Origin of the sequence: Sporomusa malonica, from assembly GCF_900176355.1 — a bacterium.
GTDB classification, from domain to species: Bacteria; Bacillota; Negativicutes; order Sporomusales; family Sporomusaceae; genus Sporomusa; species Sporomusa malonica.
On sequence record NZ_FWXI01000042.1, the window covers coordinates 1 to 16,126 of the forward strand.

Genomic DNA, 16,126 nt, shown 5'->3' on the forward strand with positions numbered 1-16,126 from the left:
GTAAAAGTCAGTGAGACCATCGAAATCGTTGGTATGACTGAAAAGCCTAAATCCACTGTAGTAACCGGCGTAGAAATGTTCCGTAAACTCTTAGACCAAGCAGTTGCTGGTGACAACATTGGCGCCCTGCTCCGTGGTGTTGAGCGTAAAGATATCGAGCGTGGTCAAGTACTGGCCAAGCCTGGTTCCATTAAGCCACACACTGAATACAAATCCGAAGTATATGTACTGTCCAAAGAAGAAGGTGGTCGTCATACCCCGTTCTTTAACGGTTACCGCCCACAGTTCTACTTCCGGACAACTGACGTAACTGGTGTTGTTACTTTGCCAGAAGGCGTAGAAATGGTAATGCCTGGCGACAATATTCAAATGAATATTGCGCTGATTACACCGATTGCTATCGAAGAAGGTCTGCGTTTCGCTATTCGTGAAGGCGGCCGTACTGTTGGCGCTGGTGTTGTTACCGCGATTATTAAGTAAGAGGCAAGGCCGTAATTAGTACAAAAATGTATAAATTAAATTTTATATGATAGAATAAATAAGGCGGGGGGGAATACCCTGCTTTATTTATTGACATACCCGAGCCTGTGGGCTATTGACATGGCGATATAATTATGATAAATTGTATTAGTGACATTTAAGAGAAGATTGTCCGAGAATAGAGACCACAGCGCTATATTTACTGGTAAGAGAGGTGTACAGGATGCGCAACGCGGTAACATTGGCCTGCACAGAATGCAAACAACGCAATTATCAGACCAATAAAAACAAGAAAAACGACCCGGATAGATTGGAGTTCAACAAATACTGCAAATTTTGCAAAAAACAGACTCCGCACAAAGAAACAAAGTAAGCATATTATAGTTATGCTTACTGCAATGAGTAGGGGTGTAGTTCAAAGTCCTGCCGCTCCTGCCAAAATGTACGTACAGGATGTGAGATAATGGCCGCTCAGGAAACAGCTGTCCAGACGAATACATCGCGCTGGAAGAAATTTTTGCGGGAAGTAAAAGCTGAACTTAAAAAAGTAACATGGCCAGGCAAATCAGAACTTATTTCCTATACAGGGATTGTATTTGTAACGGTTGCTGTTGTTGCGGCCCTGATCTGGTTGATTGATGCTTCTTTCACCCAGATGCTAAAGGCTATCATCAAGTAGACTAGGGGGTGGGGGGCGTATCGCGTCCCTTGAGGCTATGGAATCCGAAAAACTCGAAAAACACTGGTATGTTATCCATACATATTCCGGTTATGAAAACAAGGTAAAAACCAATCTGGAGAAAAAAGTTCATTCCATGGCAATGGAAAGCGAAGTTTTCCGGGTGCTTGTACCTATGGAAGATGAAGTGGAAATAAAAGATGGCAAGAAGAAAATTGCCAAGAAAAAAGTTTTCCCCGGGTATGTTTTGGTAGAAATGATTGTAACTGACCGGTCTTGGTATGTTGTTCGCAACACGCCGGGTGTTACTGGTTTTGTCGGGTCTGGAACCAAGCCTATTCCGCTGAGTGAAAGTGAAGTCAAACACATCCTCAAGTCAATGGGAATAGAAGAAGCTAAGCCGAAAATTGATATTGAGCTCACTCAATTGGTGCGTATCACTTCAGGTGCTTTTGAAAATTGGACAGCTACTGTAGTGGACATCAACCCTGACAAGGGCAAGCTCAAAGTGCTTGTCAACATGTTCGGGCGTGAAACACCTGTAGAGCTTGATTTTACTCAGGTTGCGAAAGTTGATTAAGGAGGTGTAATTTAATGGCTAAAAAGGTTGTAAAGCTTGTAAAACTGCAAGTTCCCGCTGGTAAAGCCACTCCGGCTCCTCCCGTAGGTCCGGCACTTGGTCAGGCTGGCGTCAATATCATGGCGTTCGTTAAGGAATTTAATGAAAGAACGGCCAAACAAGCTGGTCTTATCATTCCGGTGGAAATTACGGTATTTGAAGATAGGTCATTTACCTTTATTACCAAAACCCCACCAGCTCCAATTCTTCTGAAAAAAGCTGCTGGTATTGAAACTGCTTCTGGCGAACCTAACAAAAAGAAGGTTGCCAAAGTTAACCGGGATAAGGTTCGGGAAATTGCCGAATCCAAAATGCAAGATCTTAATGCCGCTAGCGTTGAAGCTGCTATGCGGATGATTGAAGGGACTGCCCGGAGTATGGGTATTGAAATCGTCGACTAATTATAGTGGCGGTTTTACGTGGGAGGACTAAGTACTTCCGTTATTACCACAAAGGAGGAAAACTAACATGCCGAAACATGGTAAAAAGTACATTGAGGCCGCTAAGCTTATCGAACTGGATAAGCTGTATGATCCTGAAGAAGCGGTAGAACTTGTTAAGAAAACTGCTAGTGCTAAGTTTGATCAAACTGTAGAAGTTGCCGTCAAACTGGGCGTTGACCCGAAACATGCCGACCAGCAGGTGCGTGGCGCTGTTGTGCTGCCGCATGGTACTGGTAAGACTAAACGGGTATTAGTTTTCGCTAAAGGCGAAAAAGCCAAAGAGGCAGAAACCGCTGGCGCAGACATTGTAGGCGCTGAAGACATTGTGGAAAAAATCCAGGGTGGCTGGGCTGATTTTGATGTTGCAGTAGCCACGCCGGATATGATGGGTATGGTTGGCCGTCTTGGTAAAATCCTTGGTCCTCGGGGTTTAATGCCTAACCCTAAGGTAGGTACTGTTACTCTTGACGTAACACGTGCTATCAATGAAATCAAGGCTGGTAAGATAGAATACCGTACCGACAAAGCTGGTAACATCCATGCTCCTATCGGTAAAGTATCTTTCGATAGTGAAAAACTGCTCAAAAACTTCCACACCCTGATTGATACATTGATTAAGGTTAAGCCCGCTGCTGCCAAAGGTCAGTATATGCGGAACATTTCCTTAAGCTCAACAATGGGTCCTGGCGTTAAAGTTAACCCGCTCAAAGCTCCCGGCAAAAAAGAATAACATTAATATAGAATAATATTCAGAGATGAATATTATGAGGCTGTAGACAGTAGGTATTGATAAAAAGCGTTAAGCTTGCCTACCGAGGCCGGGGATTTGCAGCGTGTAGCTATTAAATTAGTTATAATGCGGCCTCCGGTGTGTTTACACTAGAGGCCGCTTTTTAATTTTGATACTATCCAAAGGAGGTGTAATATAAATGGCTGTAACTCAAGAAAAACAGCAGTCGGTTGCAGAACTTAAAGAAAAGCTTAGCGCTACCAAAGGTGCCGTTCTTACCAACTACCGTGGCTTAACTGTGGCTCAGGATACCAAACTCCGCCGCAAGCTGCGTGAAGCAGGTGTAGAATACCGGGTATTTAAAAATACTCTGACTCGCATTGCTGCTAAAGAAGCTGGCATCGAGGGTCTTGATTCTTACCTCGAAGGCCCGACAGCAATCGCTATGTCTTATAGCGATCCTGTAGCTCCGGCTAAAGTTATTTCCGAGTTTGTAAAGGAAAACAAATTGCAAGCTCTGGAGGTAAAAGCTGGCCTAGTTGAAGGCAAAGTGATTGACGCTAGTGGTGTTAAGGCTTTGGCCAGTCTGCCCGCGCGCGAAGTACTTATCGCTCAGGTTTTGGCTGGTATGCAGGCCCCTATCGCCGGGTTTGTCAACGTACTTTCCGGTACTATGCGCAATCTGGTATATGCGCTTGACGCTGTTCGTCAACAAAAAGAATCAGCGTAAAGCATCCTGTTTTCCTAAAATAATATTTAAATGAAATTTATGGAGGTATTTTTAAAATGACTAAAGAACAAATTATGGAAGCCATTGAGCAAATGACTGTCCTCGAACTTTCCGAACTGGTAAAAGCTCTTGAAGAAAAATTCGGTGTATCTGCTGCTGCTCCTATGGCTATGGCTGCTGCTCCTGCTGCTGCCGCTGCTCCTGCTGCTGAAGAACAAACCGAGTTTGACGTAATCCTGACCAGCCCTGGCGCTGGCAAAATCAATGTTATCAAAGTTGTACGCGAAGTTACCGGCCTTGGTCTGAAAGAAGCCAAAGATCTGGTTGACGGCGCTCCTAAAGCAGTTAAAGAAAAAATCTCCAAAGCTGATGCCGAAGCCCTCAAAGCTAAGCTTGTTGAAGCTGGCGCAACTGTAGAAGTTAAGTAATTAGCTTAATTTATGAGGAGCACCTTAATGGGTGCTCCTTTTGAATTTGAAATGATTAACCATTTTTGTCTATTTTTTCTTGACTTAACAAATATTATATGATACCATTATATATCGCGGTACCTGTTTATATTTCTATATCTTGGTAGACTGTTTTTTGGTTTGAAGCCTGTATAAATTCTGGAATGGCAGGAAATAGTAATATAATGGAGGATGAATCGTTTTTCATCGAAAAAAAGCAAGGTCCTTAACTAATATATAGAACCTTGCTTGTTTTGTATTTTTATTATTCATTTGGCTGGCTTAGTATTTGCGCAAAAGTCTTACTTTATGTGGAGTGTGATGACGCAATGTATGTCAGTGTAAAATGGCTAAGGGGTGAATGGGTGAATGTTTAATCCTGTTCCGGTGGGCAAAAGGTTCAGGTATAGTTACGCCAAAATTAACGAAGTGCTGGACATGCCCAACCTTATCGAAATTCAGAAGAATTCGTACAACTGGTTTCTTAAGGAAGGCTTACAGGAGATATTTCGTGATATCTCTCCAATCCAGGACTTTACCGGCAACCTGGTCCTGTCCTTTGAAAACTTTACACTGGGCGAACCTAAATATGATGTAGAAGAGTGCAAAGAGCGGGATGTTACTTTTGCCGCTCCGCTTCGCGTCAGCGTCCGGCTGTACAACAAAGAAACGCAGGAGATAAAAGAGCAGGAAGTATTTATGGGCGATTTCCCGCTCATGACTGACAATGGTACATTTATAATTAATGGTGCCGAGCGGGTTATCGTCAGCCAGTTGGTGCGCTCGCCAGGCGTATACTACGGCGAGTCAATTGATACGACTGGTAAGAAATTGTACAATGCTACCGTTATCCCCAATCGTGGTGCATGGCTAGAGCTTGAGACTGACGCGAATGATGTTGTATCAGTCAGAGTAGACCGTACGCGTAAGCTGCCTGTCACTGTTCTCATTCGTTCATTAGGGTTTGTGTCAAACGGTATAATTTCCGAACTCTTCAATGATGATGTACGTATCCGGGCAACATTGGAGCGGGACAATACAGACTCTCGGGAAGAGGCTCTTGTCGAAATCTATAAACGCCTGCGTCCGGGTGAACCGCCTACAGTGGAAAACGCAGCTCAACTGTTAGAATCGCTATTTTTTGATTCTAAGCGTTACGACTTGGCTACTGTTGGGCGCTATAAGCTTGGTAAAAAGTTAGGATGGCGCCGGCGGCTATTAGGAAAGACCCTCGGTCAACCACTGGTTGATAAAGAAACCGGTGAGATCGTCGTCGAAGAAAACACAGTCCTCGAAGAAGCTGTTCTTGATCGCATTGCAGCCGCCGAAGTCTTTAAGGGCACCGGTAAGCACGAAGCTTGGATCAAACAAAAAGATGGTACTCCGGTAAAGTTAATACTAAACTCAGTATTGCCATTTACTCATCGAACCATTACCAGAGAGGATATTATTGCTGCAATCAGCTATCTTCTTAATTTAATGGATGGTCATGGTACTACTGATGATATTGACCATTTAGGCAACCGTCGTCTTCGTTCTGTCGGGGAACTGCTACAAAATCAGTTCCGTATTGGCTTGGCCCGGATGGAACGGGTAGTCAAAGAACGTATGACTATCCAGGATATCGACGTAATTACACCGCAGGCTCTCATCAACATCAGACCTGTCGTTGCCGCGATAAAAGAATTTTTTGGTTCCAGCCAGTTGTCACAGTTTATGGATCAGACCAATCCGCTGGCAGAACTTACTCATAAACGGCGTCTGAGCGCCCTGGGCCCTGGTGGTCTTAGCCGGGAACGCGCCGGTTTCGAAGTCCGCGACGTTCACCATTCTCACTATGGCCGGATGTGTCCGATTGAGACCCCAGAAGGTCCGAATATCGGACTTATCGGCTCGCTGTCGACCTTTGGCAGAATTAATGAATTTGGCTTTATCGAGACACCATATCGTAAAGTCAATAAAAGTGGGCATCAAGTAACAGATGATGTAATGTATCTGACGGCTGATGAGGAAGATGAGATGATCATCGCTCAGGCCAATGAAGCGCTTGATGAAAACGGCTGGTTTAAATCTCCGCGTGTTATCTGCCGTTACAAACATGAAACCTTGGTAGTTCCGGCTGAAAAGGTCGACTACATGGACGTCTCGCCGAAACAGGTAGTGTCGATTGCTACAGCGATGATTCCTTTCCTGGAAAACGACGACGCCAACCGGGCCCTAATGGGGGCTAACATGCAACGTCAGGCTGTGCCGCTTCTTAGAACCCAGGCACCGCTTATTGGTACGGGTATGGAGTACAAAGCTGCCCGTGACTCAGGGGTTGTAATTTTAGCGAAAAACGCTGGCGTCATCGAAAAAGTAACAGCAACAGAAATTCATATCCGCACTGAAAAAGGCGGGCTTGATACCTATAAGTTGCTCAAATATCTTAGATCTAACCAAGGTACTTGCATTAACCAAAGGCCTATCGTATATAAAGGTGAGCAGATTGTTAAGGGCCAAGTGCTGGCAGATGGCCCATCAACAGATAAAGGTGAACTGGCACTGGGTTATAATGTGCTTGTGGCATTTATGCCCTGGGAAGGTTACAATTACGAGGATGCTATCCTCTTAAGCCAGGACTTGGTTAAAGAAGATGTATTTACGTCCATACATATTGAAGAATATGAATGTGATGCTCGTGATACCAAACTTGGACCTGAAGAAATTACCCGCGATATTCCAAATGTTGCGGAAGATGTGCTGCGTGACCTTGATGACCGTGGTATTATCCGCGTCGGCGCTGAAGTGCGGCCAGGTGACATCCTAGTTGGCAAAGTAACGCCTAAAGGCGAAACTGAACTGACTGCGGAAGAACGTCTCCTTAGGGCTATCTTTGGTGAAAAAGCACGTGAGGTTCGTGATACCTCGCTCAGAGTACCACATGGTGAAGCGGGAAAGATCGTTGACGTAAAAGTCTTTACCCGAGAGAATGGTGACGAATTGCCGCCAGGAGTTAACCAACTGGTACGGTGCTATATCGCCCAAAAACGGAAGATCTCCGAAGGCGATAAAATGGCCGGTCGTCATGGTAACAAAGGGGTAGTTTCCCGGATAATGCCTAAGGAAGATATGCCTTTCCTACCTGATGGCACACCAGTACAAGTCGTATTGAACCCATTGGGTGTACCGTCCCGGATGAATATCGGTCAGGTACTTGAAACCCACTTAGGCCGTGCCGCTGCCGCAATTGGTATGCAGGTCAAGATGGGTGACCCAACCTTGATCGAACGTCTGAAAGAAATCAACTATGATCTCGAGAAACATGGTATGCCTCAGCCTGATAAAGCCGGCATTCATTTGGCAACACCGGTATTTGATGGTGCCACTGAAACTGAAGTCATCAAGACGCTCAAAGCAGCAGGCTTGTCAGAGGATGGCAAAACAGCGCTTTATGATGGCAGGACAGGAGAACAATTTGACAACCACGTAACTGTTGGCTATGTGTATATGCTCAAATTGGCTCATTTGGTTGATGATAAAATCCATGCCCGTTCAACTGGCCCGTACTCGCTTGTTACTCAGCAGCCTCTGGGCGGTAAAGCCCAGTTTGGCGGTCAGCGTTTTGGTGAGATGGAGGTTTGGGCACTGGAAGCATATGGTGCAGCCTATACCCTGCAAGAACTCTTGACTGTCAAATCTGACGATGTTGTTGGTCGCGTAAAAACCTATGAGGCCATTGTTAAAGGTGAAAACGTGCCTGAGCCGGGAGTACCCGAATCCTTCAAGGTATTGATCAAAGAGCTCCAAAGTATTGGTCTTGATGTTAAAATACTGACTGAAGATGCCCAGGAAATTATGATTCGTGATTCAGATGAAGACATTAACGAAACAGCTAAGGAATTAGAACTCAATATTGGCGATGATGTGCCCAAAGCTCCCGTTGAACGCAAAAAGACGGATTTCGAGAGCGATGTGGTCGATGAACTTGAAGCCAATGATGATATTGAACCGTTGGAAGAAGAGCTTGACATTATCGCTGAAATTGGCGAGATGGACCCTGATATTGCACAACGGGCAGATGAAGAAGAATTTGATTTCCAGCCTCAAAAGAGCAATGCGAAGAAGCTCAAGGAAAATGCTAAAAAGTCTAATCCCCGTGACTATATGGAAGACATTATAGAAGACGAGGATCTGGACTAGTTAGAAGGGAGCGATAATCCCCTTGTTGGACGTAAATAACTTTGATTCGATGCGTATTGGTCTGGCGTCACCGGAGCAAATCCGCAAGTGGTCGCATGGCGAAGTAAAAAAGCCTGAAACTATTAATTACCGTACGCTCAAGCCGGAGCGCGAGGGTCTGTTTTGCGAAAAGATCTTTGGACCGACCCGGGACTGGGAGTGTCATTGCGGTAAGTATAAGCGGATTCGCTATAAAGGCATTATTTGCGACCGTTGCGGCGTAGAAGTAACCCGGTCTAAAGTCCGGCGTGACCGGATGGGTCATATTGAATTGGCAGCGCCTGTTTCCCATATCTGGTACTTTAAAGGTATACCTAGTCGGATGGGACTTATTCTTGATATTTCCCCGCGCTCGCTGGAGAAAGTTTTATACTTTGCCTCCTATATCGTGCTCGACCCAGGTGACACCCCGCTCATGAAAAAACAGCTTTTAAACGAAAACGAGTACCGTGAACATCGTGACAAATATGGCAGTGCGTTTAAAGTTGGCATGGGTGCCGAAGCCATTAAGAAGCTCTTAGAAGAGCTCGATTTAGAAAAAATGAGCCGTGAACTCAGGCAAGAACTAAAAGAGGTAAGCGGCCAACGTAAAATCCGGGCGATTCGACGCTTGGAAGTTTCTGAGGCTTTCCGTAAGTCTGGCAATAATCCGGCATGGATGATCATGGATGTGACCCCGGTTATTCCGCCTGAATTGCGGCCAATGGTACAGCTTGACGGTGGGCGGTTTGCCACTTCAGATTTAAACGACTTGTACCGCCGGGTAATCAATCGTAACAACCGTTTAAAACGCCTCTTAGACTTAGGTGCACCGGATATCATTGTTCGCAACGAGAAACGTATGCTGCAAGAAGCCGTTGACGCTCTGATCGACAATGGCCGCCGCGGCCGTCCGGTTACCGGTCCTGGCAACCGCCCCTTAAAGTCTTTGAGCGATATGCTCAAAGGTAAGCAAGGGCGTTTTCGACAGAACCTCTTAGGTAAACGTGTAGACTACTCTGGCCGTTCGGTTATCGTAGTTGGTCCGGAACTTAAGATGCACCAATGCGGCTTGCCTAAAGAAATGGCGCTAGAATTATTTAAGCCTTTTGTCATGAAAAAGCTGGTCAACGCAGGTCATGCTCATAATATTAAAAGCGCTAAGCGTATGGTAGAAAGGGTACGTCCAGAGGTTTGGGATGTACTCGAAGAAGTTATTAAAGAGCATCCGGTACTCTTAAACCGTGCGCCAACTTTGCATAGGCTGGGCATCCAAGCCTTTGAGCCGGTACTTTCCGAAGGCCGGGCCATTAAAATCCATCCTTTGGTCTGTACAGCATACAACGCCGACTTTGACGGCGACCAAATGGCGGTACACGTGCCCTTGTCAGCTGAAGCTCAGGCCGAAGCCCGCATGCTTATGCTGTCAGCCCACAACATTTTGTCAACAAAAGATGGCAGGCCGGTAGCTACGCCTACTCAGGATATGGTATTGGGAGCATACTACCTGACCATTGAGAAAGACCCTGAAGATGGCCACTTAAGAGCCTTTGCCAACATGAACGAAGCTTTGCTAGCCTACCACCATAAGACGTTAGGCTTACATGAAAAACTCAGAATGCGTATTGAGGGCTATGGCCTAGTTCATACTACTATTGGCAGGCTGATTTTCAATGAAGTTTTGCCGCCTGAAATTAGGCATTATGAAAAAAGGGGCGAAGAATGGCACCTCGGTAAGCTGATGGATAAAAAGCAGCTTGGCCGCCTTGTTGCTGATTCTTACCGTATTTTTGGCAATGCCAAAACAGCAGTTGTCTTAGATGCCGTTAAGCGCCTTGGTTTCTCGTTTGCCTGCCGCGCTGGGATAACAGTTGCTATCTCAGATATCAAGATTCCAGCCGAAAAGAAAGATATATTGGCAGCGGCCGAAGAAAAAGTTAATACCATTGATAAGCAGTTCCGCCGTGGTTTGATTACCGATGATGAGCGGTACAAAAAGACGATTGACCTGTGGACTAAAGCTACTGATGATGTTACTGCCGCTATGATGGCCACTTTAGACCGGTTTAACCCAGTCTATATGATGGCAAACTCAGGTGCTCGTGGTAACATTCAGCAGATTCGTCAGTTAGCCGGTATGCGCGGCCTTATGGCTGACCCGTCCGGACGAATCATCGATCTTCCCATTAAAGCTAACTTCCGTGAAGGCTTAACAGTATTAGAGTACTTTATCTCTACGCATGGTGCGCGTAAAGGCTTGGCTGATACCGCGCTCCGTACAGCTGACTCAGGTTACCTCACACGCCGTTTGGTTGACGTAGCTCAGGATGTGATTGTTCGCGAGGAAGACTGTGATATCGTGGGACTCAACCTTGTGCGTGAGCGGGCGCGCCTGGCCCAATCAAGCGCTGGTGCCATTGACATGCTCCGCGATACGCTTGTTGGCCGTATCCTGGCCCAAGAGGTGTATGATCCTAAAACAGCAGACATCCTTTTACCTCACGGAACACTGCTTAATGATGATAACCTGCGTCTTATTGGTGAACGCGGTGTACCTGAAATCATTATTCAGGGTCAAACGGACGAAACTGAGGAAGATGTCTGTCGTGTCGTTGCTGCCGAAACCATTGCTCTTGGTGCGCCTGAAGCAAAAGTGCGCGCTGCTCTTAAAGAAGCTATGGTACGGGAAATGCTAGGCAAAAATACAACCGAAGCCATCAAAACCAGTGATGGTGTAGAGCTTGTTCCTGCTGATACGCCTTTCACTGAAGAACACATTGAGGCTGTTTTAGCTAGCTCTGTCAAAGAAGTGAAAGTCCGTAACAACAACATCAGGGGTATCGAGGTTGAAGCAATCAAAGAAGGCTCTGGTGTTATTGAAACACTCAAAGACCGGATTGTTGGCAGAATGTCGGCTGAAGATATTGTTAATCCAGCCACTGGTGAAACCGTGGTTAAAATTAATGAGCTGATAACCGAAGAGTTGGCAGACGAGGTTGTCAAAGTACGTGAGAAGGTCTCTATCCGATCAGTACTTACCTGCCGGTCACGGTTTGGCGTATGTATCAATTGCTATGGACGCAACCTGGGCACAAGCCATATGGTAGATGTCGGTGAAGCTGTCGGCATTATCGCTGCTCAGTCCATCGGTGAACCTGGTACCCAGCTTACCATGAGAACGTTCCATACCGGCGGTGTCGCTGGTGATGATATTACTCAAGGTCTGCCGCGGGTAGAAGAATTGTTTGAAGCCCGTAAACCTAAACGCCAAGCCATTATTACCGAAGTTGATGGCCGGGTAGAGGTAAAAGAGATTAAAGGTATGCGTCGAGTTACAATCTTTCCGTCAGATGCTTCACTGGGTGAAGAACGTGTCTACCAAGTACCTTATGGTGCAAGGCTTATTGTCAATGACGGGCAAACCGTTGAAGCGGGCGACCGTCTGACAGAAGGCGCGGTAAATCCCCATGATATTCTGCGGGTTAGTGGGCTAAAAGCCACCCAGCGCTATCTGGTATATGAAGTTCAAAAAGTATATAAATCTCAGGGTGTTGAAATTAACGATAAGCATATCGAAGTCATGGTTCGCCAGATGATGCACAAAGTCAAGGTGGAAGAAGCCGGTGATACCGATGTTCTTCCAGGCGAATATATTGATCTTAATACCTTTGAAGAGGAAAATGCTAAGGCTATTGAAGCAGGCGGCGAGCCGGCAATAGCTAGGCCGATACTCCTTGGTATTACAAAGGCGTCGTTGGCTACAGATTCTTTCTTATCTGCTGCGTCCTTCCAGGAAACGACACGCGTGCTTACCGAAGCTGCCATCAAAGGCAAAGTCGATCCGCTCCTGGGGCTTAAGGAAAATGTAATTATCGGCAAACTTATTCCGGCTGGTACCGGCATGAGCCGTTACCGCAATGTTCGACTGAAAACTGTTTCATCACTGTCGAAGCCAGAGGATTTAATTGGCGAATAAGGATAAAAATAGTTAGATATACTAAGACTGGGAGTGGTGTAAAATCATTCCCAGTCTTGATGTATTAAGGGGTGTATTTGCTATTTATGATACACCCGGTTTAGTGTATTTAAATGTGCGCAGAAACTCTAATAGTTTATTGACATTTGAAATTCGAAATGTTAATATATTAGAGTGCCTTGTGAACATTGCTTATTTACCCGAAGGAGTTGGAAGTCGTGAGTGGTCAGGAACTTGAGGGCTTAAAGACTGCCAAGAAGGCCATTGGCGCTAAACAAACAGCGCGGGCTGTGGAAAAAGGTCTGGCCATTAAGGTATACCTTGCTAATGATGCCGACCGTCGGGTGGTAGCGCCGCTTGCGCAGCTGTGCGCCCAAATGGGAATACAGCTTGATGAAGCAGCAACTATGATTGAGCTTGGAAAGGCTTGCGGTATCGAAGTTGGAGCCGCAGCCGTAGCTGTCTTAAAATAGGTGATTTCAAGGACAAGTCGTTAATAATTTTGCCTGCTGAAAGCAGTGGGTGAAGTTTTTAATAATAAATAACGAGATTGGGGAAGGAGGTGCGCTTAATAAATGCCAACAATTAGTCAGTTAGTGCGCAAAAGCCGGGAGTCACTAGTGCAAAAGTCCACTGCTCCTGCACTTAAAGAAAGTCCGCAAAAACGTGGCGTATGCACGAGAGTATATACAACTACTCCGAAAAAACCTAACTCTGCACTCCGCAAAGTTGCCCGTGTACGCTTAACTAATGGTATCGAAGTAACTGCCTACATTCCGGGTATCGGTCACAACCTACAGGAACACTCGGTTGTACTTATCCGTGGTGGCAGGGTAAAAGATTTGCCAGGCGTACGTTATCACATTATTCGCGGCGCTCTTGACACCGCCGGTGTTGCCAAACGCAGCCAAGGCCGTTCAAAATACGGTGCCAAAAAGGCCGTTGCCAAGAAATAGCTGCTAGAACTTCTGCAGAGTTTTGTAAAAAGGAGGGATACTGATGCCAAGAAAAGGTGCTGTTCCCAAGCGGGATGTATTGCCGGATCCGGTATATAGCTCCAAGCTGGTAACTAGATTTATTAACAAATTGATGTATGACGGCAAGAAAGGCGTTGCCGAAAACATTGTATATGACGCGTTTGAAGCCATTCGCGCCAAAACCGGCAAAGATCCGATGGAAGTATTCGAGACAGCGTTGAAAAACGTTATGCCGGTTCTCGAAGTTCGTGCTCGCCGTGTAGGTGGAGCCAACTATCAAGTGCCTGTTGAAGTGCGGCCTGATCGCAAAATGTCGCTTGGTATTCGCTGGTTGGTTAACTATTCCCGCAATCGCGGTGAAAAGACCATGCACGAACGCCTTGCTTCAGAATTAATGGATGCAGCCAACAATACTGGCGCGTCTGTTAAGAAGCGTGAAGACACCCATAAAATGGCCGAAGCCAATAAGGCTTTTGCACATTATCGCTGGTAAAAATCGAAGTTCGAAGTTTGAGGTTCGTTGTTCGAAAAGCAAAGGGGTTGCGTAAGCAACCCGTCTTTAAAATCGAATATACGAGCAACGAATATTCGAACTCGCGATATTAAGGAGTGAAAATAGTGGCCCGAAAGTTTCCTCTCGAAAAGACGCGGAACATCGGCATCATGGCGCATATAGACGCTGGCAAGACCACTACGACCGAACGCATACTGTTTTATACCGGCAGAGTACACAAGATTGGTGAAGTGCATGATGGCGCTGCGACTATGGACTGGATGGTGCAGGAACAAGAAAGAGGTATAACCATTACCTCGGCGGCCACTACAGCCCAATGGGAAGGTCATCGTATTAACATCATTGACACACCAGGCCACGTGGACTTTACAGTTGAAGTAGAACGTTCGCTCAGAGTGCTTGATGGCTCGGTTGCGGTATTTTGTGCCAAAGGTGGCGTGGAGCCCCAGTCTGAAACTGTGTGGCGTCAAGCTGACAAGTATGGCGTTCCCCGTATGGCGTATGTAAACAAAATGGATATCACCGGTGCTGATTTCTACCGGGTTGTCGATATGATGAAGGGTCGTCTAGGTGCTAATGCAGTGCCGATCCAATTACCAATTGGGTTTGAAGATACCTTTAAAGGCTTTGTCGATCTTATTGACATGAAGGCTGTTATTTACACCGATGACCTTGGTAAGGTGAGTGAGGCTAGCGAAATTCCTGAAGATATGATGGAAAACGCTGAACTCTATCGTCAAAACCTCTTGGACGCTGTCGCAGAAAGCGACGATGAACTGATGATGAAATACCTTGAGGGTGAAGAACTCACTATTGAGGAAATCAAATCAGCTATTCGTAGGGCGACCATTGCCTGCAAAATGACACCTGTAATATGCGGGTCGTCTTACAAAAATAAAGGTGTGCAGCCGCTGCTAGATGCTGTTATTGCCTATATGCCTGCGCCAACAGATATTCCTGCCATCAAAGGCGTTAAGCCTGATAGCGGCGAAGAAGATGAGCGCGCGGCTGATGATAGCCTACCGTTCTCGGCGTTAGCCTTCAAAATTATGGCTGACCCATATGTCGGCAAGTTAGCCTTCTTTAGAGTATATTCTGGTCAGTTGGCTTCTGGTTCTTATGTGTATAACTCCACAAAAGGAAAACGCGAGCGCATTGGACGGATTCTTCAGATGCATGCTAATCACCGCGAAGAAATTGAAGTGGTTTACACTGGTGATATAGCCGCTGCTGTAGGCCTAAAAGATACTACTACCGGTGATACTCTGTGCGACGACAAAAACGTCATTATTCTTGAATCCATGGTCTTCCCTGACCCGGTTATCTCGATAGCCGTTGAACCGAAGACTAAGGCTGACCAAGAAAAAATGGGTGTTGCGCTCAATCGTCTTGCTGAAGAAGATCCTACCTTTAAGATGTACACCGACCAAGAAACCGGCCAGACCATTATCTCTGGTATGGGCGAACTGCACCTTGAAATCATTGTTGACAGGATGCTCAGAGAGTTCAAGGTTGAATGCAATGTGGGTAAACCTCAGGTTGCCTACCGTGAAACCATCCGTAAACCTGTTAAATCTGAAGGCAAGTTTGTTCGTCAGTCTGGCGGCCGTGGTCAATACGGTCACTGCTGGCTGCAAATTGAGCCGCTTGAACCAGGCCAAGGCTTTATCTTTGAAAACAAAGTTGTCGGTGGTGCTATTCCTAGAGAATTCATTAACCCGATTGAAGCTGGTATCAAAGAAGCTATGGAGACTGGGGTATCTGCTGGATATCCGATGGTTGATATTAAGGTAACTGTTGTTGACGGTTCTTACCATGATGTTGACTCTTCGGAAATGGCGTTTAAAATTGCTGGCTCAATGGGCTTCAAGGCTGGTTGTGTCAAGGCGACACCAGTTATCCTTGAACCATATATGAAAGTTGAAGTTATTGTACCTGAAGATTACATGGGCGATGTTATCGGCGACTTAAACTCCCGCCGGGGCCGCATCGAAGGTATGGAAGCCCGTTCTGGCGCACAATCGATAAGAGCGTTTGTGCCGCTTTCTGAAATGTTCGGTTACTCCACAGACCTTCGTTCAAAAACCCAAGGCCGTGGCAACTATTCAATGGAATTTGACCATTATGAAGAAGTGCCTAAGAATATCGCCGAAGTTATTGCTGCTAAAAATAAGGGTGCATAACTCGCTTACTTAATTGTTAAATCTTTAAAAGTAATAAACTTAGGAGGTAATACTCAAATGGCTAAGAAAAAGTTTGAAAGAAACAAGCCGCACGTTAACATTGGCACCATCGGTCACGTTGACCATGGCAAAACCTCGCTGACAGC

Annotated in this window: 15 protein-coding genes and 1 other annotated feature; all 15 genes read left to right on the top strand. The window is 45.9% G+C overall.

Going from position 1 to position 16,126, the window contains the following annotated elements; translation table 11 throughout:
- On the top strand, positions 1-480 hold a 480-nt coding region (locus B9A22_RS24105), incomplete at its 5' end, for an EF-Tu C-terminal domain-related protein (protein WP_245824128.1).
- 223 nt (positions 481-703) lie between these two features.
- Entirely contained in the window at positions 704-853 is a 150-nt protein-coding gene (gene rpmG, locus B9A22_RS24110) for a 50S ribosomal protein L33 (RefSeq protein WP_075752794.1), read from the top strand.
- Between the two features lie 90 nt (positions 854-943).
- Positions 944-1,159 carry a preprotein translocase subunit SecE gene (secE, locus tag B9A22_RS24115; RefSeq protein ID WP_084578484.1) on the top strand — a complete coding sequence of 72 codons (216 nt, stop codon included), beginning with the start codon at positions 944-946 and terminating at the stop codon, positions 1,157-1,159.
- 37 nt (positions 1,160-1,196) lie between these two features.
- A complete protein-coding gene (gene nusG / locus B9A22_RS24120) occupies positions 1,197-1,739 on the top strand; it encodes a transcription termination/antitermination protein NusG (RefSeq protein WP_084578485.1) in 543 nt (180 codons plus the stop codon).
- Between the two features lie 14 nt (positions 1,740-1,753).
- Positions 1,754-2,179 (top strand): 50S ribosomal protein L11, encoded by a 426-nt coding sequence (gene rplK, locus B9A22_RS24125; RefSeq protein ID WP_084578486.1) that lies wholly within the window; start codon positions 1,754-1,756, stop codon positions 2,177-2,179.
- Positions 2,180-2,246: 67 nt separating this feature from the next.
- On the top strand, positions 2,247-2,951 hold the full coding sequence (gene rplA, locus B9A22_RS24130) for a 50S ribosomal protein L1 (RefSeq protein ID WP_084578487.1): 705 nt from the start codon (positions 2,247-2,249) through the stop codon (positions 2,949-2,951).
- 22 nt (positions 2,952-2,973) lie between these two features.
- Positions 2,974-3,126 (top strand) — a sequence feature (ribosomal protein L10 leader region).
- Positions 3,127-3,150: 24 nt separating this feature from the next.
- Positions 3,151-3,681 carry a 50S ribosomal protein L10 gene (gene rplJ / locus B9A22_RS24135; protein ID WP_084578488.1) on the top strand — a complete coding sequence of 177 codons (531 nt, stop codon included), beginning with the start codon at positions 3,151-3,153 and terminating at the stop codon, positions 3,679-3,681.
- 56 nt (positions 3,682-3,737) lie between these two features.
- Positions 3,738-4,109 carry a 50S ribosomal protein L7/L12 gene (gene rplL / locus B9A22_RS24140; RefSeq protein ID WP_084578489.1) on the top strand — a complete coding sequence of 124 codons (372 nt, stop codon included), beginning with the start codon at positions 3,738-3,740 and terminating at the stop codon, positions 4,107-4,109.
- Positions 4,110-4,499: 390 nt separating this feature from the next.
- On the top strand, positions 4,500-8,312 hold the full coding sequence (gene rpoB / locus B9A22_RS24145) for a DNA-directed RNA polymerase subunit beta (RefSeq protein ID WP_084578490.1): 3,813 nt from the start codon (positions 4,500-4,502) through the stop codon (positions 8,310-8,312).
- A 22-nt stretch (positions 8,313-8,334) separates the two neighbouring features.
- Positions 8,335-12,306: a DNA-directed RNA polymerase subunit beta' gene (gene rpoC, locus B9A22_RS24150; protein ID WP_084578491.1), complete on the top strand. Its 3,972-nt coding sequence runs from the start codon at positions 8,335-8,337 to the stop codon at positions 12,304-12,306.
- A 218-nt stretch (positions 12,307-12,524) separates the two neighbouring features.
- Entirely contained in the window at positions 12,525-12,779 is a 255-nt protein-coding gene (locus tag B9A22_RS24155; protein WP_176215679.1) for a ribosomal L7Ae/L30e/S12e/Gadd45 family protein, read from the top strand.
- A 102-nt stretch (positions 12,780-12,881) separates the two neighbouring features.
- Positions 12,882-13,262 (top strand): 30S ribosomal protein S12, encoded by a 381-nt coding sequence (gene rpsL / locus B9A22_RS24160; protein WP_084578492.1) that lies wholly within the window; start codon positions 12,882-12,884, stop codon positions 13,260-13,262.
- A gap of 43 nt (positions 13,263-13,305) precedes the next feature.
- Positions 13,306-13,776 (top strand): 30S ribosomal protein S7, encoded by a 471-nt coding sequence (gene rpsG, locus B9A22_RS24165; protein ID WP_084578493.1) that lies wholly within the window; start codon positions 13,306-13,308, stop codon positions 13,774-13,776.
- Positions 13,777-13,901: 125 nt separating this feature from the next.
- On the top strand, positions 13,902-15,980 hold the full coding sequence (gene fusA / locus B9A22_RS24170) for an elongation factor G (protein ID WP_084578494.1): 2,079 nt from the start codon (positions 13,902-13,904) through the stop codon (positions 15,978-15,980).
- A gap of 57 nt (positions 15,981-16,037) precedes the next feature.
- Positions 16,038-16,126: GTP-binding protein (locus tag B9A22_RS26200; RefSeq protein ID WP_139796359.1), on the top strand; the 89-nt coding region annotated here is incomplete at its 3' end.

What these genes read in the sequence shown, in the direction of transcription:
- rpmG (WP_075752794.1), top strand. Translation starts at nt 704, where the DNA reads ATGCGCAACGCGGTAACATTGGCCTGCACAGAATGCAAACAACGCAAT.
- secE (WP_084578484.1), top strand. Translation starts at nt 944, where the DNA reads ATGGCCGCTCAGGAAACAGCTGTCCAGACGAATACATCGCGCTGGAAG.
- nusG (WP_084578485.1), top strand. Translation starts at nt 1,197, where the DNA reads ATGGAATCCGAAAAACTCGAAAAACACTGGTATGTTATCCATACATAT.
- rplK (WP_084578486.1), top strand. Translation starts at nt 1,754, where the DNA reads ATGGCTAAAAAGGTTGTAAAGCTTGTAAAACTGCAAGTTCCCGCTGGT.
- rplA (WP_084578487.1), top strand. Translation starts at nt 2,247, where the DNA reads ATGCCGAAACATGGTAAAAAGTACATTGAGGCCGCTAAGCTTATCGAA.
- rplJ (WP_084578488.1), top strand. Translation starts at nt 3,151, where the DNA reads ATGGCTGTAACTCAAGAAAAACAGCAGTCGGTTGCAGAACTTAAAGAA.
- rplL (WP_084578489.1), top strand. Translation starts at nt 3,738, where the DNA reads ATGACTAAAGAACAAATTATGGAAGCCATTGAGCAAATGACTGTCCTC.
- rpoB (WP_084578490.1), top strand. Translation starts at nt 4,500, where the DNA reads ATGTTTAATCCTGTTCCGGTGGGCAAAAGGTTCAGGTATAGTTACGCC.
- rpsL (WP_084578492.1), top strand. Translation starts at nt 12,882, where the DNA reads ATGCCAACAATTAGTCAGTTAGTGCGCAAAAGCCGGGAGTCACTAGTG.
- rpsG (WP_084578493.1), top strand. Translation starts at nt 13,306, where the DNA reads ATGCCAAGAAAAGGTGCTGTTCCCAAGCGGGATGTATTGCCGGATCCG.